At 36.0% G+C, this 22,827-nt stretch carries 25 protein-coding genes; 6 read left to right on the forward strand and 19 right to left on the reverse strand.

Annotation, left to right across the window (positions count from 1 at the left end; genetic code table 11):
• Positions 1 to 9: 9 nt before the first annotated feature.
• The 5 genes from AC4G3N_RS13890 to AC4G3N_RS13910 all read right to left on the reverse strand — a co-directional run bounded on the left by AC4G3N_RS13890 (position 10) and on the right by AC4G3N_RS13910 (position 4,367).
• Entirely contained in the window at positions 10 to 540 is a 531-nt protein-coding gene (locus AC4G3N_RS13890) for a cysteine hydrolase family protein (RefSeq protein WP_491090350.1), read from the reverse strand.
• A 122-nt stretch (positions 541 to 662) separates the two neighbouring features.
• Positions 663 to 932 (reverse strand): hypothetical protein, encoded by a 270-nt coding sequence (locus tag AC4G3N_RS13895; RefSeq protein WP_491090351.1) that lies wholly within the window; start codon positions 930 to 932, stop codon positions 663 to 665.
• Positions 933 to 1,151: 219 nt separating this feature from the next.
• Positions 1,152 to 2,594, reverse strand: a complete 1,443-nt coding sequence (gene hpaB, locus AC4G3N_RS13900; RefSeq protein ID WP_491090352.1) for a 4-hydroxyphenylacetate 3-monooxygenase, oxygenase component — start codon at positions 2,592 to 2,594, stop codon at positions 1,152 to 1,154.
• Positions 2,595 to 2,706: 112 nt separating this feature from the next.
• Entirely contained in the window at positions 2,707 to 3,492 is a 786-nt protein-coding gene (locus AC4G3N_RS13905) for a glucose 1-dehydrogenase (protein WP_139891519.1), read from the reverse strand.
• A gap of 23 nt (positions 3,493 to 3,515) precedes the next feature.
• Positions 3,516 to 4,367: a GRP family sugar transporter gene (locus AC4G3N_RS13910; protein ID WP_066102037.1), complete on the reverse strand. Its 852-nt coding sequence runs from the start codon at positions 4,365 to 4,367 to the stop codon at positions 3,516 to 3,518.
• 247 nt (positions 4,368 to 4,614) lie between these two features.
• On the opposite strand from AC4G3N_RS13910, the gene AC4G3N_RS13915 reads away from it, so the two are divergent.
• Both AC4G3N_RS13915 and AC4G3N_RS13920 read left to right on the forward strand, forming a co-directional pair.
• Positions 4,615 to 5,874 (forward strand): esterase/lipase family protein, encoded by a 1,260-nt coding sequence (locus AC4G3N_RS13915; protein ID WP_491090353.1) that lies wholly within the window; start codon positions 4,615 to 4,617, stop codon positions 5,872 to 5,874.
• 240 nt (positions 5,875 to 6,114) lie between these two features.
• Entirely contained in the window at positions 6,115 to 7,392 is a 1,278-nt protein-coding gene (locus AC4G3N_RS13920; protein WP_066102042.1) for an MDR family MFS transporter, read from the forward strand.
• Between the two features lie 174 nt (positions 7,393 to 7,566).
• Here the strand turns inward: AC4G3N_RS13920 and AC4G3N_RS13925 are convergent, their stop codons facing one another.
• The 8 genes from AC4G3N_RS13925 to AC4G3N_RS13960 all read right to left on the reverse strand — a co-directional run bounded on the left by AC4G3N_RS13925 (position 7,567) and on the right by AC4G3N_RS13960 (position 12,931).
• A complete protein-coding gene (locus tag AC4G3N_RS13925) occupies positions 7,567 to 7,779 on the reverse strand; it encodes a DUF3006 domain-containing protein (RefSeq protein ID WP_066102047.1) in 213 nt (70 codons plus the stop codon).
• Between the two features lie 517 nt (positions 7,780 to 8,296).
• Complete coding sequence (locus tag AC4G3N_RS13930) at positions 8,297 to 8,776, reverse strand: TVP38/TMEM64 family protein (RefSeq protein WP_491090354.1); 480 nt, start codon at positions 8,774 to 8,776, stop codon at positions 8,297 to 8,299.
• 191 nt (positions 8,777 to 8,967) lie between these two features.
• Entirely contained in the window at positions 8,968 to 9,312 is a 345-nt protein-coding gene (locus AC4G3N_RS13935; protein ID WP_491090355.1) for a GNAT family N-acetyltransferase, read from the reverse strand.
• Between the two features lie 92 nt (positions 9,313 to 9,404).
• Positions 9,405 to 9,782, reverse strand: a complete 378-nt coding sequence (locus tag AC4G3N_RS13940) for a hypothetical protein (RefSeq protein ID WP_491090356.1) — start codon at positions 9,780 to 9,782, stop codon at positions 9,405 to 9,407.
• Between the two features lie 80 nt (positions 9,783 to 9,862).
• Positions 9,863 to 10,723 (reverse strand): DUF421 domain-containing protein, encoded by an 861-nt coding sequence (locus AC4G3N_RS13945; protein WP_139891580.1) that lies wholly within the window; start codon positions 10,721 to 10,723, stop codon positions 9,863 to 9,865.
• 32 nt (positions 10,724 to 10,755) lie between these two features.
• Positions 10,756 to 10,941, reverse strand: coding sequence for a DUF1657 domain-containing protein (locus AC4G3N_RS13950; protein ID WP_225983653.1), 186 nt, complete (start codon positions 10,939 to 10,941; stop codon positions 10,756 to 10,758).
• Positions 10,942 to 11,265: 324 nt separating this feature from the next.
• Positions 11,266 to 11,964, reverse strand: coding sequence for a Crp/Fnr family transcriptional regulator (locus tag AC4G3N_RS13955; protein ID WP_066102056.1), 699 nt, complete (start codon positions 11,962 to 11,964; stop codon positions 11,266 to 11,268).
• Between the two features lie 178 nt (positions 11,965 to 12,142).
• Entirely contained in the window at positions 12,143 to 12,931 is a 789-nt protein-coding gene (locus tag AC4G3N_RS13960) for an HAD family hydrolase (protein WP_066102422.1), read from the reverse strand.
• A gap of 257 nt (positions 12,932 to 13,188) precedes the next feature.
• Here AC4G3N_RS13960 and AC4G3N_RS13965 point away from each other — a divergent pair, with 257 nt between their 5' ends.
• From AC4G3N_RS13965 to AC4G3N_RS13975, 3 genes are all read left to right on the forward strand, one after another.
• Positions 13,189 to 14,373: a NupC/NupG family nucleoside CNT transporter gene (locus AC4G3N_RS13965; protein WP_066102060.1), complete on the forward strand. Its 1,185-nt coding sequence runs from the start codon at positions 13,189 to 13,191 to the stop codon at positions 14,371 to 14,373.
• Between the two features lie 182 nt (positions 14,374 to 14,555).
• Positions 14,556 to 14,684, forward strand: a complete 129-nt coding sequence (locus AC4G3N_RS13970) for a YpzI family protein (protein ID WP_066102064.1) — start codon at positions 14,556 to 14,558, stop codon at positions 14,682 to 14,684.
• A 40-nt stretch (positions 14,685 to 14,724) separates the two neighbouring features.
• Positions 14,725 to 15,135, forward strand: a complete 411-nt coding sequence (locus AC4G3N_RS13975; protein WP_066102067.1) for a putative ABC transporter permease — start codon at positions 14,725 to 14,727, stop codon at positions 15,133 to 15,135.
• Positions 15,136 to 15,169: 34 nt separating this feature from the next.
• On the opposite strand, the gene AC4G3N_RS13980 is transcribed toward AC4G3N_RS13975, so the two are convergent.
• Positions 15,170 to 16,384 (reverse strand): BRCT domain-containing protein, encoded by a 1,215-nt coding sequence (locus AC4G3N_RS13980; protein ID WP_491090357.1) that lies wholly within the window; start codon positions 16,382 to 16,384, stop codon positions 15,170 to 15,172.
• Positions 16,385 to 16,668: 284 nt separating this feature from the next.
• Between AC4G3N_RS13980 and AC4G3N_RS13985 the strand changes: the two genes are divergently transcribed.
• Complete coding sequence (locus AC4G3N_RS13985; protein ID WP_491090358.1) at positions 16,669 to 17,607, forward strand: alpha/beta hydrolase; 939 nt, start codon at positions 16,669 to 16,671, stop codon at positions 17,605 to 17,607.
• A gap of 49 nt (positions 17,608 to 17,656) precedes the next feature.
• Here AC4G3N_RS13985 and AC4G3N_RS13990 read toward each other — a convergent pair whose 3' ends face one another.
• From AC4G3N_RS13990 to AC4G3N_RS14010, 5 genes are all read right to left on the reverse strand, one after another.
• The gene (locus AC4G3N_RS13990; RefSeq protein ID WP_066102076.1) at positions 17,657 to 18,268 is read right to left on the reverse strand and encodes a DedA family protein; all 612 of its coding nucleotides are present in this window, start codon (positions 18,266 to 18,268) and stop codon (positions 17,657 to 17,659) included.
• A gap of 1,164 nt (positions 18,269 to 19,432) precedes the next feature.
• Positions 19,433 to 19,768: a GNAT family N-acetyltransferase gene (locus AC4G3N_RS13995; protein WP_491090359.1), complete on the reverse strand. Its 336-nt coding sequence runs from the start codon at positions 19,766 to 19,768 to the stop codon at positions 19,433 to 19,435.
• 344 nt (positions 19,769 to 20,112) lie between these two features.
• Positions 20,113 to 21,294 (reverse strand): MFS transporter, encoded by a 1,182-nt coding sequence (locus AC4G3N_RS14000; protein ID WP_491090360.1) that lies wholly within the window; start codon positions 21,292 to 21,294, stop codon positions 20,113 to 20,115.
• Positions 21,295 to 21,367: 73 nt separating this feature from the next.
• Entirely contained in the window at positions 21,368 to 22,207 is an 840-nt protein-coding gene (locus AC4G3N_RS14005) for a MerR family transcriptional regulator (protein WP_066102093.1), read from the reverse strand.
• Between the two features lie 123 nt (positions 22,208 to 22,330).
• Complete coding sequence (locus AC4G3N_RS14010) at positions 22,331 to 22,804, reverse strand: methylated-DNA--[protein]-cysteine S-methyltransferase (protein ID WP_066102096.1); 474 nt, start codon at positions 22,802 to 22,804, stop codon at positions 22,331 to 22,333.
• Positions 22,805 to 22,827: the final 23 nt, after the last annotated feature.

The raw sequence follows: 22,827 nt of genomic DNA on the forward strand, positions 1-22,827 counted from the left end.
CTTGAAAGTTTACAATGCACTATTAAATGTAATGTCTTGACTTGAGTAAACATCAGCAAACCAGCGTAATACACCGTTATGATGGTTTATAATTTGTTGGGCAGTAAGGTCTTCTGAATCCCAAGTGCTGTGTGTATCTGAAGCTAAAGTGACTTTATATCCCATACTAAAAGCTCTTCTGCAAGTTGTATCAACACAGGCTTCTGTTTGAATTCCGGCAAGTATTAAATGTTCAATCCCTTGTCTTTTCAGTTCATCATCTAAAGTAGTATTAAAAAATGAATCAGGGGTAGTTTTTTGAATAATGATATCTTGATTATTTGGATTAATTTCAGGATGAATCTCCCAACCTTTTGTTCTATATTCTAATAGGTGTCCAGCAGATGCATTATGCTGTATATAGAAAATCGGTGTCTTAGAAGAGCGTGCCTGATCAATCAGTCCTTTTAATTTTTTTAGCAGGACATCTCCTTTATACACAACGTTCCCTTCTTGAAACATTCCATTCTGAACGTCTATAACCAATAGTGCTTTTTTCATTATTCTCCCCCTTATGTTTCTTTGAATAGATTCTACTTGTGTTTTCCATTTCCTTCATCCGTTAATCTTCACCGGTTCTATAAAGAATAAAGAATGCAAATTTACAAACTCGACCTTAAGCTCTATTTTATATCAATATTTTCCAGCTGTTTCTTGAGCTCCCATTGCTTTGGTTTCTCTTTCTCCCAAAACCATTTAGCCCCCTTTTCTATCCACTCTTCTCGATAACTTTCAAATGTATATCCTAAAACTTCATCGTCGTACCCTGGCTGAAATCCACAACAAGCACAAATAAGGCTTACATCAGGAATACCCTTTTCATATAAAGGCCCTGGTAAACGATCATAACCACATACCGAACAAACAAAAAATCTCTTTTTTCTAAAAAACATTGCGCCACCTCTAAATAAATATTTCTCTATTATTATCGAGATTCGTACACCTACCAATCTCCCTCACTCTACAAATCTATTCCTTTTGTTGTAGTAGCTTTCTTTATCTAATGGTACCACTAAATGGATATTTACTCCTTTATATACAGGAACAACAATCTATACGATAACAGCCAAAAATAAAGACAGCTATCGTTTTTTCGATAACTGTCCTCCCTCTTAGTATTCATCTAAAAATTGATCAATTAATTTAACATAGTTTTCTTTTGGGTAACTCATATAGAGCCCTGAAGCCAATCTGACTGCGTCGCCAAAAAAGAATCGTTCATACAGGGATTGTCGCGTTCCGAAAGCACTCATGGATATATCCCATGCCAACCGAAAAATCTTCACTTTTTCTTCTGCTCCAACGATGGCTCCCTGCATATACAAATCAAGATCCGCACCGATTTCTGATGAAAAATCAGCTTCTGTTGGAATGGCCATAAGCCCACTCGCTCCGATTAATTGAAGAATTTCCGTACATCTTGGATTCAAACGAGCAAACAATAAAATGGATGCCTGTAACGGATTTGCATCCGGTACCATTGTTCCCCACTTATCCGCCTTGGCATTTACTTCAGATGCAAGCAACAAAGCCTTTAATGATTCCAATCCGACATATATTTCACTTATTTTTTCATGTATATGCTGATACTCCCCCACCTGTATGGAATCAATTAGCTTTTGGGCAATTCCCAATACCATCTCCAGCTTGATGATTCTTCTGCATGTAACCTGATGTGCAGCTAGTAAATGGAAGCTGCTTTCCTGATAAATTTTTTGAGCTATAAGAGGATTCTCATAAAAGAGCACTCTATCCCAGGGAACCAATACCTGATCAAACACGACAATGGAATCCACTTCATCAAAACGGGAACCAAGCGGATGATCAAATGCCGAATCACGGTAGCTAAATGGTTCTCTGCATATAAATCTCAATCCAGGCGTGTTGCTTGGAATGGAAAAGCCATAAGCCAAATCTTTATTATGCCCAGCGGCATTGGCAGGGAACACTAGTATTTCATCCGTAATTCCTCCCTGTGTGGCTAAAAGCCTGGCTCCATTTATAACAATCCCATCATCCTTTATTTCTGTCGTCTGTGCTGATATTGTCTGGGTGAAATTTTCAACATAATAGGATGAGCGATTAACCTGTGGATTAATAAATGTATGGGTGAAAGATAAATCTTGCTCGCGGGCATTCTCAAATATCGTCAGCATGTTTTTAGTGAAGCGTTCATCCTGCTCAGAAAAAATGGCCGCGGCAGACGCAAAGGACATCATCACAGTATTCATGTAGTCTGGTGATCTGCCCAAAAACCCTCCGCTTGATTTAGCCCATACTTGTGTCATCAGTCTTCTTTTTTCTAAATCCTCTTTTGTTTTTGGTTCCAAAAAAGAGGTCCCAACCAGATTGCCAGTAACAGGTGAACGAAATGTCATGATATCTCGGTTGGATTCCTTTAATTGCAAATCATATAAGGCAGCCTGACTTTTCATGACTCCTTTAAAAGCTTGATGTTCAGAAATTTTACCATTTACTTTTTGTCCATCGATCCATATCGTTGAATGAAGATTATCTATTCTCTCGATGTATTCCAAACCAGATCTTATCGGCATAAAACTCCACCCTTATATTTCAGATACAATAGACTATGTACATACCATCCTAATAATGTATGTACGATTGTCTGTTAATTATCCAAAGGGCATGATCTTTTTTACCGAATGTTTATCCTCTGCCTGCCTGGAAACCTGGATATTGTGTCATTCCACCATCTACAAATAAGCTTAATCCTGTCACATAGCTTGATTCCTTCGAAGCAAGCCAAACTGCACACGCCGCAACCTCTTCAGGCTTACCGATATATCCCATTGGAATAAGATCAAGAACTTGCTTCTTCGCTTCAGGATCATTGAATTTTTCTTCATTGATAGGTGTATTGATTGCGCCCGGACATATATTATTTACGCGAATTCCTTTCGGAGCATACTCCAAGGCAAGCGTTTCACTCATTAGTTTAACCCCACCTTTACTTGCCGCATAGTGGACAAAATGGGGCCATGGAATTTGCTCATGTACAGATGACATATTAATGACGGAACCTTTTATCTTATGTTCAACCATATACTTAATGGCTTCTCTGCTTCCTAAAAAACATCCTGTTAAATTCGTGGAAATAACCTTATTCCAATCTTCAAGGCTTAATTCGTGTGAAGGCATTTCATTTTCAACTCCAGCATTATTAACCATGACATCAAGTGTACCAAATGTCTCAACTGCCTCATTTATTAACCTTTTAACGTCCTCTTCTTTCGAAATATCCGCCTGAACAGTGATGGCGTCCCCACCACAGGCTTTAATGATTCGAACAATCTCATCTAGATCTTTTTCAGTTGAACGATAATTAATAACTACTTTTGCTTTCTCTTCCCCAAAACGAAGGGCCATGGCCTTTCCAAGCCCTTTACTTGCTCCAGTTATAACAACAACTTTACCTTCTAAATCTTTATACATAGTACGTTTCTCCTCTCGACTATTTATTTCTTGGTATATCCCAATATAACGCCTCCGGCAATAACAAGGAGACAGCCTGCGATGACCATTATCAACCTTTTCTTATCCTTTTTCTCACCCAATAAGAAAATCCCCCCAAGCGTGGAAATCACAATACCTGTTTGAGAAAGAGAATAACTTGTGGCTACTCCGATTTTTGGAACTGACAGAAGAAGTGCAATATTACCCGTTGCCCAAACAAGCCCAGAAAGCATATTTCTCACTGTATATTTATCAAACGCATGCTTCCAAAAGCCTATTACAAGACCAACAATTAGCATTCCGGTAGCCTGCGGAAGAATAGCTGACCAGCCATCAATTTCATACCATCTGATAATAACAACATAGCCTATATACCCTAATGACGATAATGTCAGAGTGATTAAGCCTTTTTTTAACTGACTTCCTTCTTCATCGCTATCATTTCCGACTGAATTAAGAATCACGCCTGCAATCAAACAGCAAAGAGCCAGTATCCCCATAATAATTTGAGCCTTCGTGCTCCATTCATTAAAAACAATCAAACCAAATAAAGAAGTTCCGATTAATTGCATGCCCGTTGAAATGGGTACTGTTTTCGATACACCTATATACTTGACGCTAATAAACTGCCCTGTTTGCCCAATTGCCCACAGTCCTCCTGAAATCAACCCTACAATCCAAACTGTAGGATTAAATACAGGTTCAGAAAAAAACAACATAATTACAGCAAAGAGAAATGCACCCAATGTGATTCCCAATGTTTGGCTATAAGCATTTCCACCAAGTTTTACGCTAATTAATACCAAGCTGCCCCAGCATACAGCAGCTAATAATGCTAGTAATATTCCCGACATACATATCCCACTTTCTACCCTTATAGAATCTTTTTACTTTTATATGGCTGTAAAATACCCTTATTTACCTATCCGGAAACGTTAGGCTGAATTTCCTATTTATATTTAATTCATAATTTTTCACTTGCTTATTATGTAAGCGCTAACATATAGTAATAATTGACAGAATTATCAAAATACTCCTTCGCAAGAACTCGAACCCCGTCGCTTTGTCATGGACTACTTTTTATTTTAAGGAGGAATTGGTTTGAAATCGAAAGTAACAAATCTTATTTTGGTCACAGGATTAATCATTAGCTTTTTTGCTTTTTTGCCACAGACAAAGGCGAGTGCCGCTGAAAACCAAGGCAATGATTATCCTATCGTGTTGGTCCATGGTTTAGGTGGATGGGGAGAAGGCGAATTTTTAGGTTACAATTATTGGGGCGGACTAAAGGATGTTCCGGAGTACTTAGAAAGCATGGGCCATCAAACATTTGTAGCAAGTGTCAGTCCAGTAGCCAGCAACTATGATCGTTCAGTAGAACTCTATTATTATATTAAAGGCGGCACGGTAGATTACGGAGCGTCCCATGCCAAACAGCATGGACATTCACGTTATGGGCGCACCTATGAAGGGGTCTACCCTGAGTGGGATGCTGATCATCCGGTTCACCTTGTAGGCCACAGCATGGGAGGATTAACAACACGCAGTTTAGTTGATCTTCTAGAAGACGGCAGTGCAGAAGAACGTGACTATCATCAGGTCCACCCGAATGAAAGTATGTCCTCTCTTTTTGAAGGCAATAAATCGTGGGTGCACAGTGTGAGCAGCATTGCTACCCCACATAACGGTACAACATATGCAGATGATGAAAATAGAATAATATCTTTTGTTAAAGATCTAATCATTAATGTCGCCAGTGTTACAGGGATCAGCCAAGAAAACTTAGTATATGATTTTAAATTGGACCATTGGGGAATTCGCAGAGAACCCGGGGAGTCTTTTAAATCGTATCTCTCCAAAGTCATTAACAGTAAGATTTGGGAGAGTACTGATATAAGTGCATATGATTTAAGTACACCAGGGGCTGCTGTACTTAATCAAAAGGTAGAGACAAAATCAGATGTTTATTATTTCTCCTACACCGGTCAAACCTCCAAAAAGAGTATTTTGACAGGTCAGCATATACCATCTGCTTACACACATCTGTTTCTCCATCAACCTACCAGTTTCTTAGGGAAATTTAGTAGAACTAATCCACAAGATGGACCCATTATAGATAAAAGCTGGTGGCCAAACGATGGATTAGTCAGTACGGTTTCGTCTTTTTCGCCATTTGGACAACCAGCAAAAGCCTATAATGGGGTAGCAGAAAAAGGGAAATGGAACTACTACCCTATCATGAGCAATTGGGATCATATTGATTTTATCGGTATTCTCAGCCTTAGCAGCAAAACGCCAGCCTTTAACGTTTATCCGCTTTATAAAGATATAGCTGAAAATGTACACTCATTGGATGAATAACTGCACTTTGCTTGAAAAAAGGAAGTAAAAAAATGCTTATGCCAAGTTCACTTATTTGTGAATTTGGCTTTTTATGCTCCATCGAAAGTTGTAGATTCTATCCGTAAAATTACGGATGTAATCTTCCATTTTAAAAAATAGAATAAGAAATAGAAACAATATTCCATGTTTTCTTAATTTATATTGAAATATTATCAGAATGTTATAAAATTACATAATGGGAAAAGGGGAGGGTCAACCATGGGTTTTAAACAGTTTCACCGTACAATTAAAATACGTATTATAGAGTCATTTTTAAGTTCCGCCATTGGAGGTATGATATTTCCATTCATGGCGATTTATTTATCATCACATTTCGGGGTAAAAATGGCGGGACTTTTATTGCTGATTAATGTGTTTGTCGGCATAGCGATTAATTTCTTTGGAGGATATTTTTCAGATAGCTTCGGCAGAAAAAAATTAATCGTATTTGCTGAATCGCTTCGATTTTTAGCATTCGTTACCATGATGATTTGCAATTCACCATGGTTTACAGAACCGCTGATTACATTCTTTATGATGACTGTTAACAGTATATGCTGGGGCTTAGCAGGGCCTGCAAATCAGGCAATGCTGATTGATGTCAGCCGTCCTGAGGAACGAAAATCGATGTATACCATTATGTATTGGGCAAATAATCTATCCATCGCTTTTGGCGGTGCCATTGGCGGATTTATGTTTAGAGAATACTTCTTTGAATTACTCCTCGCTCTTTCAATTACTTCATTGATTGCATGGACCTTAATTACATTTTTTATTGAAGAAAGCTACATACCAAATAAAACAGAGAAAAAAACACCACCCCAACATGTCAAACAATTATTTTCAAATTATCATTCTGTTTTTAAAGATAAACTCTTTGTCTTATACGTATTAGCAGGAATCTTTGTTCTATCAATGGAATTCCAATTAACAAGCTATATGAGTATTAGACTGTCAGAGGATCTATCCATTCAGAATCTATTAGGAATCGAATTTGGCGGGATTGAGATGGTCGGGTTCTTACGTACAGAAAATACGATTTTGGTTGTAATTTTAGCCCTGTTTGCGACAAAGCTTGTTTCTAATTTGAACGACCGAAATGTATTAATCACCAGCTGCATTGTCTTTGTAGCCGGCTATGCTGTGATTTCTTACTCTAATAATATCTGGTTCTTATTCGGAGCAATGTTCATCGCAACTGTTGCTGAAGTATTGCGTGTGCCCGTCCAGCAAAATTATATGGCTAATTTGCCCCCTGAACATGCGAGGAGCTCTTATTTAGCTGTAAACGGATTAACCTATAATGTGGCCAATTTAATTTGTTCTCTAACGATTACATTAAGTGCGTATCTATCCAATTTAGCTACATCCATTTTTATTACTGGTATCGGTGTAGCTGGGATTGTTATTTTTATCAAGATCGTTCCTGCTCTCGACAGAAGGATACATCCTGAAACTGAGGCAGAGATTAAGACTCCAATGAGCATAACCGATTAATCGATGAAGTAAGCTGGTTTTAAGGTAAATGGAGAATTAACCCCATTCCTCATCTGTTTTATATTGAGTTTAGGGAATCCTCTTTAGCAGAGTAAATATGTAGTTGTACACGGAAATAAAGCTCAAAGCAAAATGCTTTGAGCTTTTTTCGGCGTAAGATAGTGAAATAGGTATTTATTCAAATAAGTCTTCCAAAAGATCTTGTACACGTTTTTTCCTTCTTTCAGTCTGCGTTAAATCAAGCTTATAGTTACCATCCTTTTCAATAAGGATATCTCCTTCCCTTACATCAACAGGCAATTTGCTCAACTCAACATCCACCATACTTTTATCAGTTTTCTCACAGACTGCCAAATTACCTTCTATTCGATTAACAATTAATATCATCGTTTGTTCCTCCTTATTGCTTTGTAAAAGATATTTGCATGTTATATGTCCTCATTTGTCTTTAAAAAAGGACTCTCTCTTTTCCCTCGGCGAGTAGTAATTGGCTGGATTTGTTGCGACTTTTCCGTATCCACCCAAATATCCCCTCAATTGGTTCAACGAAAAATAGACAATATCAGTTAGAGCCATTGCATAAAACAATTAATTATGATTAAATAACAAATCCTTTTACACTAATAATGATTAACGAAAAAAAGGTAATAAGAAAGAGGGATAGTATATCATCTTCCCTCTTTTTAACATTTATTACGCATTAATTTAGTATAATCATTTTTCCTTTTATTTCTTATCTTGGAGAACAAGTAGGATGCAGACATGAGTAAAATGATTATTGCCACTATCACGTATTCATTGATTCCACTAGAATATAAACCTGCTGGAATAAGGGCCAAGATAAAAAAATAAATAAAGTTTCCAACGGCCGTACCTAATATAAACTTTTGCAATGTAATTGAACTTAATCCTGCAATTTATTAATGATGCTGGTTGGTATAAAAGGAGTAACTCTAGCAACCAATATATAAGAAACACCTTTATCTTCAATTTTTTGTAATTGTTCAGGAGAAATTTTCGACGAAAAACGATCAGTGAATAGATACCTAATGAAGATAAAAATGATCATTGCCGCCAGAACACTTGTAAGCCAGCTCCAAATAAAGCCTTTAAAAAATCCAAATACAGTAATGTTGATAGTAATCACGAGAATCAGGGGAATAATTGTAAATGAGTTCTGGATAATCATGATAAACAGCATGAAAACGTAGACATATAGAATGGAATCCAATACAGCTGTTTTTATATATTCGTAATTACCATTTATAATGGCCTTATAAAGGGTACTTTCCTGTATTTGAACAAAAAAGAAAATAGCAAATAGGAGTAAAAGAGTAATAAAGATTTTTCTGCCATTTAAATGATTATAAATGTTTTTCTTCATCTCTCACCATCTTCTCTTTTGCCTTTTTCTTTCCAGTTTGCACTGGAAAGACAGCATATTACCCTATACCCTAAAATTTAAACTTATAGACTATTTATTCATACATTCAATCCATATTCTTCAAAAAATATTATAATAACATTTCCCGGGTAATAAAAAAAGAAGGCTCAAATTTGTGCCTCCAATATAGCTTATGATTGATGAGTCCATACTGACTTTGTATAGGCTATTTTCAACCCTGCTCTTCCCATATTATTTTGACTGATACCGCCGAAGCTCGCCTGACCAACTATTACCTTACAATTATTTCGTTTTGCCTCTATAATCCGTCGTTGTATTAAAGCTCCCTGAACTCCTTTATTTCTATACTGCGGTATAGTTCCTGCTGCAGCTAAGTATGCCCCCCTCTCTCCCATAAATAGTACACCTATGCCCGCAGGTTTATCTTTATAATTAGCTAAATAAAATTTCCATCCAGGCATACCATACAGTATTTCATTATTGCGGGCGATATTTTCTTTTAAAAATAACGGCATATCGAAAGCGTCTATATACAGCTCTGCAAATAAATCAAATTCGTTTGATTTAAACTCGCGTATTGAAACTGATGAATTTTCATCTCCATCTATTAATAGCTTTTTTGTGGATCAGCATACAGATTGGTTAAAAAATCGGTGTGTAAATAGCCAAGGTTTGCAAGGGCCGAATAAAGAATGGATGTTGCATGTGCAGGGGTAATTTCAAATCTCGCTGGAACCCCTTTATCGTTGTATAATTGGATCAATTCATTCAATAAAGGAATATCTTTATCCATTATTCCTTTTATTTTGTTAAATGCTGGACCTGGGATATTTTGAGCCACAAAAGCTATCGCATTACCGAACTTCCGTATTTCTATACCCATAGGATTATCCGGAATTTTTTCTATTCTTGATAATCTCGAATAGAATGCGTCAGTTTCAACTTCTTCAACCCACTTTGCTAATTCGTTAGTTACTACTTGCATCAATACCCTCCCCCTTCACATTTATTGTAAAATATATCAAAAATAAAACAAGGGACTTCCGTTTTGGATGTCCCTTGTCCTTAATGCTTTAATATATAGGCGACCTTTTTAATTGCTTTCTGCATTTTTTTACTATTTTTTAGATACATCTGTTTTGCTTCATTGTCATCTGATGATAGTGCTAATAATTCTAAATCTGCCTGGCATTTTTTCATCGTGGCATATAATAGGGGTCTTTCCTGAGGAGATGGAACACGAATCTTATCGTCGAACAAATCGACTGTTAGTTCACCATATGTATTTACTTGTCCGATGAATACATTATCCAATGTCACATTCATTTTAGCTAATTCATTGTTCAGCCATGACTGATTTTTGCCAATCCGTATAAGTGGTTCAGATAAGATTACTCCATCCATTATAACCGTTTGTGGCTCTCTTTCCTTTGGAACCTTCATATTCAAGTCTTTTGCTGTTAATGGTCTATTTTCTTTTTTCAATAGGACATTCAATACTCCGTTTGCCTCTAATACAGCATAATCTACTTCTGAAATATCAAAAACACCATTCTTACGACACATCTCTAGTAATTCATCAGTAGTAACTTTCTCTTTCTTTAAATTACCTTCCAAAACCTTACCATCCTGCATTAAAACAGTACCATTGCCATCAACAAAGTCACGCAACTTCTTGCTTTTTAGAGTGATCCGGCCTGATACATAAGGAACAGCTGCTGTTGCAACAATCGCAATGATTCCCAGATGGATTTTTTGATCCAGGCCTGTCACAACTTCAGCTCCAATATTTCCTATTGTTATTCCTGTGACATATTCAAACATGGATAACTGGGCTATTTGCTTTTTCCCGAGTATTTTGGTGATGAAGAATAAAATTAGTAAAAAAAGAACGGATCTTACTATGACATCTAACCATTCTGGCATTTCCAATACACATCCTCCGAATGATAAAGAGTTTAGCTTGTTAATATTTCGACTCTTTTTTTAATATCTGTAACAATCTCTCCAACAAGCAACATTGCCTGATGCAAATCCGCAGCAGTCTCTTTTTGTTCTGTATTTAACGCTAAAATTGATAGACTAGCTTCAATTCCTTCAAGATTTGCCAGGCATATCCTTACTGTTGCTTTAACAGTCATCATTCCTACCTCCACTACATAAGGTAATTACCCATTTTATTTTAGTATGTGCTCTAATATTTCTTCTATACTGTCCTTGATGCAGAAGGGCCGGCTTTATTAGCCGTTCGAATATATGAGTATTCATTTGTGGCCTATTAAATCTTCCTCTTCCATTAAATCGGTTAGTATTACGGCGTTTTTTGCTATTGCTTCCTGGAAAAATGTTCGGTATTATACACACGATCTTTACTTAACGCTAAAGCTTCAAGGTTTCCCTGTTTATGTTTATGTATGCTTTTCAAAAATAAAAAAGAGTATATTTCATTTGAATATACTCTTCACTTATTATTCATAAATATTATTTTTTGCTATTTCCTTTAGCCTATTGAGATCCTTAACAAATAATTTACCATTCGATCTACTGATTATATCCTCATTGCAAAGGGTTTTTATTATACGGTTTAAATGTCGGTAGCTTGTTCCAACCATATCCGCAATATCCTTTAAACTTGAACCTACAGCTTCTTCATGATAAACCGGACGCTCACCATCTGTAGTTGTTGATAATAAAAAACTAGCTAATCTCACTTCAACAGGATATAAAAGATTTAATGTTGCTGCATCAGTTTTAGCACGAAATCTACGTGTAACCACGTCTAGTAAAAATGACAGAAACCTTGCGTCATTACCTACAGTATGTCTAATGGTATGAAACGGTATTTTTAACACTAGACAATCAGTACTAGCTTCAATCGTATGAAGTACAAGCGTACCTTGTATATATTCAATATCGCCAATAATTCCTAATGATTTTTGGAACCGCAATATTAAGCGTTTATCATCAGGGGTTATGGTATATATTTTAACTTTTCCTTCAACGAGAAAATACATATCATTGATTTCATCGCCTTTAGAACAAATCAACTGTCCTTTTTTTATTTGCACAACATCAATATCATTTAAATCAATGCCAGAAAAAATCTCGCACATATCATATTTTTTTAGATACTTTAAAATGAACTTCTCTCTTTCAGCTTTTTGCATCAGATGTTTCACCTTCAATTATTTAACCTTCGTTTGTCAGTAATCTTCCCTATTCCATCACGAATTACGAGTAGAAGTATAGCTTTTATATTTGAGATGGTAAATATATAATCATTTCCAACCAAAATAAGAGTGACCTTTTCTACCAAAGTCACTCTACTTTAAATCTATCAAATTATTATGCAATCAGTATATGTTCTTTAATCGTTTCGATCACGCCTGACTGATTATTTGTTTTTGTTTCAAATCTGGCTATGTCCTTTATTTGATCATGGGCATTTCCCATCGCAAAGCTATAATAAGCACTTTGCATCATTTCAAGGTCATTTAAATAATCACCGAATACCATTGTTTCATTATGGTGTATATTTAAAAGCTCTTGTACTCGCTTTATGGCGATGCCTTTATTGGCACCCGCATTCATAATATCCATCCAAAAATAGCCACCGATCGTCACTTGATAATCCTTTTTAAATGAAGTAAAGAAGGTTGCACTGTTTTGCTCAGCCCCCTTGAAATCAAGAAGGCTTACCTTTAAAATCTCATCTTCTACAAGCATTAAATCTTCAACCAAATCACATCGGGCATAATATTTATTTACTTCTGCAAGTGCCTCTGGTTCCGACCTTTCAATATAGGCTGCTTTTTTCCCACAAAGGACGATATGTACTCCCTCAATGGTTCTTGCTATTTTTATAAATTTTCTTGCCTCTTCAAGGTTTAGTGTATGAGAATATAACTCTTCCCCTTTATATACAACATATGTTCCATTCTCAGCAATAAATAGCATTTGTTCTTTTATATCATGAAATCTCTCTACAAGATTATAATATTGACGCCCACTGGCTGCTCCAAAAATAATCCCTTTCTTTTTTAATTTATAAAAAACTTCATAAAAATCCTCAGGGAATTGGTTATGATCATCTAAAAATGTGCCGTCCATATCTGTTGCTATTAATTTAATCATGTAATGCCCTCTCTCCTCGATGCTATTTATAAATTTATTATAAATGACTTCTACCTCTTTTACATGATTCAAAGCATTTTCCATCATCGGTCTCACTTTTTAGAAAATTTTTATATTTATTTTAAAGTCATTATTGGGACATATGTCCTTGTAAGTCAGTTTGTTATATAAGTATAATTCTTCAAGGCTGATGGTTATTTTTATTGCCATTGAGCAAAATGATTGTATATAAATAAAAAGATTGAGAGGTTTTTTTAATGAGCATTATTCTCGGTATTCTCGGAATCGCATTGCTAATAGGAATTTCCTATTTATTTTCCAATGATAAAAAGAATATCAATTTTAAAGCTGTTGCCATCATGATTGGCTTCCAGTTAGTTCTAACTTTCTTATTACTAGGTACAACTGTCGGTTTAAAGGTAGTTGATGCAGTGGCTGGAGCGTTCAATAAATTATTAAGTTACTCCCAGGAAGGTATCGAATTCGTAATTGGTGGATGGATTCCTGAAGGAGGTTCTCCATTCTTTGTAAATGTCTTAATGCCTGTTATTTTTACATCTGCATTATTATCTGTACTTACACATTACAAAATTCTTCCTTATATTATCAAATATATTGGCGGACTTATTTCAAAAATCACTGGTTTACCTCAAGTAGAAAGCTTCAATGCTGTTAACTCTATATTTTTCGGTCAATCAGAAGCAATTCTTGCAATTAAAAGTCAAATTGGTAAGCTAAATTCAAACAGACTATTTATTGTTTCAACATCAGCAATGGCAAGCGTATCTGCAGCGTTGATTGCATCCTATATGACAATGCTGCCTGCGAAATTTGTATTAATCGCTATTTTCCTTAATATGTTCAGTGCATTAATCATTACTTCCATCATGACACCAGTTAAAGCAACGAAGGAAGATACTGAAATCGATATTAACGATATGGTTCAAACAAAAAATGTATTTGAAGCCATTGGTGCCGGAGCATTAGACGGTGGAAAAGTAGTCGTAATTGTTGCTGTAATGCTAGTTGCATATTTAGCAATCCTAGGACTTTTAAATGGTATTGTTGGCGGAATTGTTGGAGTTGATTTAACTACAATTGTAGGATATCTCTTATCTCCAATCGCTTTCATTATGGGTATTCCAGCAAGCGAAATGATCACAGCTGGATCTGTAATGGGTACAAAATTGTTAGCAAACGAATTTGCTGCGATTTTACAATTCCAACCTTTAATGGCTGACATGTCTGAGAAAGCAGTTGCTGTTATTTCCACATTCTTAATTTCATTTGCTAACTTCTCTTCTATTGGTATCATTAGCGGATCTATCCAAGCGATCAATGGTGCAAAAGCAAAAGAAGTAAGCGCATTTGGTTTCAAACTATTCATCGTAGCTACAATGGCATCTATCTTGTCTGCTACAATTGTAGGATTATTTATTTAATAATTACCTCGGATAGGATTCTTGGAGATAACCCAAGAATCCTATCTTTTTTTATAAAAATTAGCGATCCCTATTCCTACGATTTCTCCTAACTTGTACTTGTATATTTTCCCTTTAAAAATAGTAATGAAAAACCAAAGAAAGGTTACCCTAAGCTTAATCCACGAAAAGGAGTGAGTAATATGGGTAAAGACCGACAAGAAAAGAAGCTGAGAAACAGCAAGCGCGTTGAATCTGACCGTGATCAAGCACTACATAATAATGGTTCTACGCGTTTGGACACAGCTGATGAAGCACGAAAAGACCAATAATCTTGTAGCTTATATAAACTTCTTCTCAGGAGGCGTCCAAATGTTTTTTACTCTCATGAAAACCTTACACCTCGGGATTATTGGCGGCGCTCTTTATTTGTTAGTAGAGCTAATATGGAGGGGACATACTCATTGGACAATGGGGGTGCTTGGTGGTATTTGCTTTACTCTGTTTGGGTTCCTGACTCTAATTAAGATCCCGCTGTATCTGAAAGCTTTGGCAGGTACTCTTTTAGTGACCTTCCTAGAGCTATGCGCCGGTCTTATTTTAAATATATGGCTAAAGCTATCTATATGGGATTATAGTGCCCTTCCTTTTAATCTTTATGGACAAATTTGTGTACCCTATGCTCTATTATGGTTGCCTTTATCAATAGCTGGAATTATCCTATATCCGCGTTTACACTCTTGGTTATTCCAGAAAAATCACTCAAACCTTCGCATAAATTAATAAAGGAGACCAATGAGCTTCATTGGTCCCTCACCTATTCAATCATCAATCTAAATTGTTCTTCCGTTATAATAGGCACTTTAAGAGATTTTGCCTTTCTATATTTGACTGTCCCTACCCCTTTTGACCCCATTAATAAGTAATCTGTTTGGTTCGTAACCGCTCCCGCCAGTACTCCACCAGCTTGTTCAATTAATTTCCTGAAATCATATCTTCTTATTGAAAGTGTACCAGTTATAACCACAGTCTTACCTTTTATTCCATGCTGCTCTCGATTGAATACCGGTTTATTCCTGCAATCGCTATTTGTACAATATAGTTGCTCACCATCATTCTTTACTTTATCCCCACAATTAGGGCAAAATTCAGGTAGGACAAAGCAAGTTTCTGTACCTGTCCGTTTTTCTATTTCCACCCCTATAATAGTTTGTACATCCGACATCAAAACCTGGTCGCCAATTCGAATATCCATTAACTTGATTAAAGAGAATCCATGCATCCGAAGGGAATAATAACGTTCTCCTGCTAGATCAATCGCTTTTATTCTGACAATAGGCTCAATCCTTCCAGATGGAATTACCTCAGGACAAATATCATCAACTGTTAAAATTGCTTCATCAGATGAAAAAGGTAATATGAACCCTTCGTTGCAGTCATGTGAATCAGCAGAAAGTATTTGCAGACCTGATACGGAATAGCCTATCTCTTGACGGTGATACTCCATAAAAGTCTCGTAAAATAAATGAATTCCTTCAATACTATTTTCAATTTGCTCATAATAGACCACGTGAAATCCTTGATTCTTTAGAAACTCTACCTGTTCAATCTCATTATAACCACTGTCATTATCCAAGCCGAATATATCAACAATATTTGAAACAATGACCCTTAGCTTTCTTTGCTCATAATCCATCTGCTGCTGGAGTATTTTTTTCGTTAAATCTTTATGATGTAAATACAGGCCATTTCGATTCAACTTTTCAAAATCCGAGAAGGTGTGAATGACATGTGCCCTCACCTTTAATAATCCCTTAAACAAAATCTTGTCAGGGACATCTACACTGATTCGAACCACTTGAGTTACATCCACTTCAAAATGGTTTTCAACCATGATTACCTTATTAAGAAGTCCATTTTGATATGTCATTTCTACTGTTAAACCATTGATGAGTAATTTGATAAGCAAAGGATTGCCAGCTTGCTTTAAGTATTCTTTAAGTCGTAGTTGGTATTTATCTGTATGAGTCATTGTCAGTTCCTTTATAAAATCCTATTTGACTTGTAAATTGTATATCTATATTTTAACAGGTTGTTTGAACATTTTATTTATGGAAAATTTAACATCTACTATCTGTGATAACGTTCAATTTTTTCCTTCAAACAGGTCTTCCACTTATTCAGTCGCGCACTGGTACATAATCCTTACTGCATTATAGATAATTGAGGTAATTATAGATAAAGAAACCTTATACCAAAAAGTCATCTTTCGATGTATGATAGTTGTTATGACAACTTAGAAGAAGGATGTGGACTATGAAAAAGTGGATTGCGATTATCACCATACTCATACTAGCCATTCTGACTGCAGCCAGCTTCTACTTTTATAAAGTAGCCGTTTATCGTTCTGATAAGGATTTTCTAGATGATAATCCAGATTTAGATGTCTCAACCGACAACTCTCTACTGGAACAGGCACTTTCATGGATGAGCAAATCAAACTTTGAGACTGTATCAATCACTTCTATGGATGGTCTGAAATTAAAAGGCTATTATTTGGAAGCTAATGAACCAACCATTCAAACCGTTATTATTGCGCATGGATACGCAGGCAAGGCTAAGAATATGGCTGCATACGCAAAATATTATCATGAAACTTTAAATTATAATGTGCTTATGCCGGATGCGCGTGGACATGGTGCTAGCGAAGGGGATTATATTGGTTTTGGTTGGCCAGAGCGCAAGGATTATCTTCAATGGATTGATTATATAATCGATCGTAAAGGAGAAGATTCAAACATCGCCCTGCATGGTGTTTCGATGGGGGCATCTACTGTCTTAATGACAAGCGGCGAAGAGCTGACAAATCAAGTAAAAGCAATTATTGCCGATTGCGGATATACGTCTGCCAAAGATGTTCTATCCTATCAATTGAAAAGAATGTATCATCTTCCAAGCTTCCCAATTATCCAAACTACTAGTTTGTTAACAAAAATCCGGGCAGGGTACTCTTTTGGAGAAGCTTCAGCTATCGAGCAGGTCAAGAAGACAAATTTACCCATCCTCTATATCCATGGTGAAGCTGATACCTTTGTTCCAGTTGAAATGGTACATGAGCTTTATGAGGCTACTCCATCAGAAAAAGACCTCTATTCAGTACCGAAAGCAGAGCATGGCAATGCCTATGATATAAATCCAGCATTGTATGAAGAAAAAGTTAGTTCATTTTTAACAAACTATATGCCAAACAAATAATAAAAGCCCTTGTCCTCCATTTCATCTGGAGAATAAGGGCTTTTCAAGTTTACTTCCGTTCTTTTCTTTTTCGAATATACCAAACAATACACAGGATAAATAGCACAATGAGTATGACATAGATTACATTTGAGAAAGTGTCCATATAGTTTACAATCTCATGCCAATTTTCTCCCACACTTGCTCCCAGGTTGACCAGGATGGTATTCCAGACAACTGTCCCTATTGTTGTAAACAAAATGAATAATGGAAAATTCATATTGGACATCCCTGCAGGAATAGAAATTAGGCTCCGAATTAAGGGAATTAGACGGCAGAATAAGACTGTCCAAATACCATACTTATCAAACCAGGCATCAGCCTTATAAATGTCTTCTTTTGTAAGACGAAGGATCTTCCCATACCGATCAATTATTTTTTCCAAACGACTGACATCAAGCAATCGGCCAATGAAATATAAAATGATTGCACCGGAAACCGAACCTATTGTAGATACCAATATGACACCAACTACCGTTAACTGAGTTTCATGTGTCATATATCCTCCAAACGTTAAAATCACTTCAGACGGAATAGGAGGAAATACATTTTCTAAAGCAATTAGGAGAAACACTCCCCAATAACCAAATTGATTCATCAAGTCCATTATCCAAGACTCCAATTGGACCATCCTTTCTATGTATCAGTTATGTGTTATGACCAATCAGAAATACCTTTAAAGCACTATCATAATATTCCTTCTTTGGACAATCATAGTAATCTTCATTATACAATATCAACATAAAGCTAGGAGAAAGTAAAATAAATGCCCTTAGCCTCTCCTATAATATAGGCTAGGAAGAAAAACATATAGATGTATATTTCCAAATTACTGCTGGTGTCTATCATTATTATCATTATAGGATGTCAACTCAGCAGATATAAATCCAAGGAAATTTATGCAACCTATGAGTAAATCACGATACGTATTTGACTCCCTTTCTTTCCTGACTTGTCGGTATCATCTATGGAATATCGAAGAGAAGTGATTCTGCTGTTAAGGGGGCATAATAATTATGTTTTCAATCCTATTATTTATTGGTGCCCTTCTTTTTCTATATCTGTTTATGTATAGATTATTGTATGTAGTATATAACGAAATAGCTTTAAATTGGTTTCAAAAATCTATTGAAGTAATGTTTTCGATATTATATTATATTGAAATAATAATTACCAAGTTATACGAGGAGGATTAAATTATGCTTAAAAATCCAATCCTATGGACAAGCATCACTGCCATACTTACTGTTCTAGTTTATATCGATACTTTTTTTCTTGGCGTATTTTTATTCACTATTCCTATGGCAGTGGTAGTTGCTATTATTTCAACAATTATATCTGTACTACAAAAAAAATATAAATACATATTCTATAACTTAGTTTTAGCTATAATTGCATGTTTGTGTTATCTCATATTTCCGTGGTAGTAATAACTTTTCAAAGGATACCTATTTGGGTGTCCTTTTTTAGTTGGCTAGTTTCCAGAAAAATGTCTTATTAATACGTTCACTCATTACTTAACATTTCTATATTCCGTAACCATTTCTTCAAACATTTGATACTTAAACTTTTTTAAATCTAAATATCTTTTATTATCAATCCTTTTTACTGCTTCCTCTTGATTTACCTTTTTAAATACATTTTTCATATTTATTAAATTCTTCGGTGGATCCAGCCAATTTGAATCTACAATCCTGATAAAACTGGTTAAGTCTGGGGTTATTGGACACACAATCTAGTCTTAAATACATATATCGACCGGAAAATATCTCTTCAATCCACCGAATTATTTATCACACCCCAGTCCCTGCCCTCTATATTCATTATTTACAGCAAGGCGATGTAAATATATGGAACTATCCTCTTGATTCCCCCATAAATCGAGATCCCATTCACTTTGAACAGATGATAAAGTAAAGGTCCCTATCAGATTATTTTCATACTTTGCTACATAGGTCTCATTGTTGAGAATAGCACGCTCTATATCGAGATCCTCTCCTCCGGACAATAAATAAGACCATTGATCAATTTCCTCAGATTTGAGCCATGACGCAGCCCCTTTTAATAGTTCGATAATCTCCATGGTTTCTGAATCCTTGGCTAATCGAATTTTTAGTTTCATCTATCGCTTACTCCTTTGCGAATTTAATAAATCTGGTTACAGGTTAATAGACAGGGTATAGCTTTTATTCAGGGACAAACTCTCTGTGAATCACGTTTGAAAAAGTTTATATCTTAATCTTACGATTGAACTGAAACGTCGATTACTATCTATGTCTCTTTATAATACCTCAAAAATGCTTGTCCGATTATTGGACGGACCTCCTTCACTACACGATTATATGCTGAAGGAGATAGAAAAATGAGTTTTAAGAAAATCAATACAGTGATATTGCCCATAAGTACTTTAAAAATAAAACCAGCCGCGCAAAAAAACACAGCTGGTTTGCCTCTAATACAATCAATCTATGACTGGACTTCCGTTGTCCTTTCACGCCATACAAAGGAAATCAGCAAGCTAATTCCCAATAATATAGCCGCAAAAATATATGGGTAGATCAGATCAATAACAAATAAAATCCCGCCAATTGCCGGTCCGATACTATTCCCAACACTCGTGAATGCTGAGTTCATACCACTGACAAATCCCTGATCTTTTCCGGCTATACGAGATAGATAAGTCGTTATTGCCGGTCTGATTAAGTCAAAAGCAAGGAATACCAAAAACGTTACCGCCAACACGCTCCAATAAGCGGATGCTCTTGTTAAAAGGAACGCAAAAACAGCTCCTACCAGTAAACATAGCTTAACCAGCCATATTTCCCCGATTACTCTTGTAATTCTCTCGAATAAAAATACTTGTGCGATGACTCCTAATATGGCACTAACCGTAATGAGCATCGCTATATCTTTAGCAGTGAAGCCATATTTTTGATCAACGAATAAGCTATACATAGATTCAAAGGTAGATAGACCAAGTGAAGATGATAAGATAATTAGGAACGGAATAAGGTAAATAATCGTAAATAGCTTATGATATCCTTTCTTGCCAGGTACTTCTTTTGAAGAATTCGTTTCTACTGTGCGCTCAGGTTCCTTCAACATTAAAATGGAGAAGATTCCCGCGAAAATCCCTAGTCCAGCGGCGAAATAAAAAGGCACTCGCGTACCTATATCCGCTAAGAAACCACCAATTCCCGGTCCAATGATAAAGCCTGTATTAATTGCTGCTGATAAATACCCCAATGCTCTTGGACGTTCCTTCATTGTGGTAATATCTGCGATAAATGCTGTTACTGCAGGCATAATAAATGCCGCACTAACTCCACCTAAAATTCTGGACAGGAACAGTACCCATACCTGTTCTCCCAAACCGAATATCAACTCTGATATGCCAAATAAAAACATACCGATTATAATCATACGCTTACGTCCGTATAAATCCACCCATTTCCCTGCAAATGGTGAGAAAATGAGCTGTGCGACCGCAAACGCTGAAACGAGGTAGCCCATAATCATGCCATCGAGGTTAAGTTCTCGCATAAGTGTAGGCATAACTGGTATTACAAGGCCAATCCCTAAAAATGCAATAAACATATTACTTAATAAAAGGATAAGTACTTTATTCTGATTCTTGCTGCCTGACATCGTTTTACTCCTTTTCTTGTATACTAGTTTATAATTCCTACTAATAAAAATAAACCCTATAGTTACTATAGGGTCAAGTAGATTTTATTCGTACTTTCAATTCAACGATAAAATCATCTTCATTGACTGCCGTATCGGTAAAAGGCATATACAACTCATAGACGATTTTTTCAGTTGGTATTTTTCTGTTTATAATATAAGAATAAAGCGTCTCATAAGAGGATTCATATACTCCTTCTGCTGAATGGAAGGCAATACATACGTATTCACCGGCAGGTAATTCACCAATCTCCATATATTTATTTGAGACCGTGATTTCCTCGTCCGTGAGAACTGGTGTAAAGATAGATGTATATTGCCAATCTAGCATAGAATCATATTTTTTCAATGGATACGTCGCACAATAGACACTATCAAATACCGTCCCATGGTCTTCTAATACTTTCATTAAATGGCCGTATTCTTTTACTGGAATAATAGTGGCAGATGAAGGTGCCTGATTATAAGTAAGAATACGCTGTTTATCATATTTTTTTATATACACTTTTTCTAATTGTTCAGGAGAGGGTTGATTTAGTATTTGCTTCTTCTTATAACGCAGAATGGCCTTAACATCCTCCAGCCGACGCAGCTGCTGCTCAATTTTACTTTCCTGCGCATCTAAAAATTCAGCCATCTCCCCCGCTGATAACTGTAATACAGATTTTATCTCACTCAACGGGACTCCGACATGCTTCAGTGATTTAATGATATCCAAATAAAACAGCTGCGTATTGCTATAATATCGGTATTGGTTATCAGGATCGGTATAGGAAGGTTTAAATAAGCCAATCTTATCGTAAAACCGTAGTGTTTGAACGGATGTATTTGTAAGCTTTGACACTTCACCAATCAAAAAATATTGTTTCTCCATTTCTGACTCCTTATTGTCTCTTTCATGCAATTAGATATACTTCATTATAGACTATCAAAGACCGTTTATAAGCCAAAATAAAACTGATTCTAAACGAATCAATGCGATCTGCTCGAATCACCTTTAATTTGTAATCCGTTCAAACTCCAGTCCCAAAAGCTTCTCTTTTATATCAAGTCCACCCCCATAACCGACCAATTTTCCAGTAGCACCGATTACACGGTGGCAGGGAACGATAATAAAAATCGGATTCTTATTATTCGCCATTCCTACTGCTCGAGAGGCACTAGGATTCCCTATCCTCTCTGCCACCTGTTTATAGCTTCTTGTCTCTCCATAAGGAATCTGCAATAATTCCTTCCATACACTCTGTTGAAATGGAGTACCATGAGGATTCAGTTTTACAGAAAATTGTTGCCGTTCCCCTTTAAAATATTCCTCCAGTTGCATAACAGTTTCTTTAATTAACTGTGTTTCCTTAATCTCAGCTTTTATTGGCTTTTCACCTAAAAACACATCTGTAATCCCGATCCCATCTTCTGCGATTCCTACTTTACCTATTAGCGTCGTATAATAATAGGCATATTTATTCCCCACCTAAAATATCCTCCTTTACATTA

It is taken from the genome of Bacillus sp. z50 (assembly GCF_058313585.1).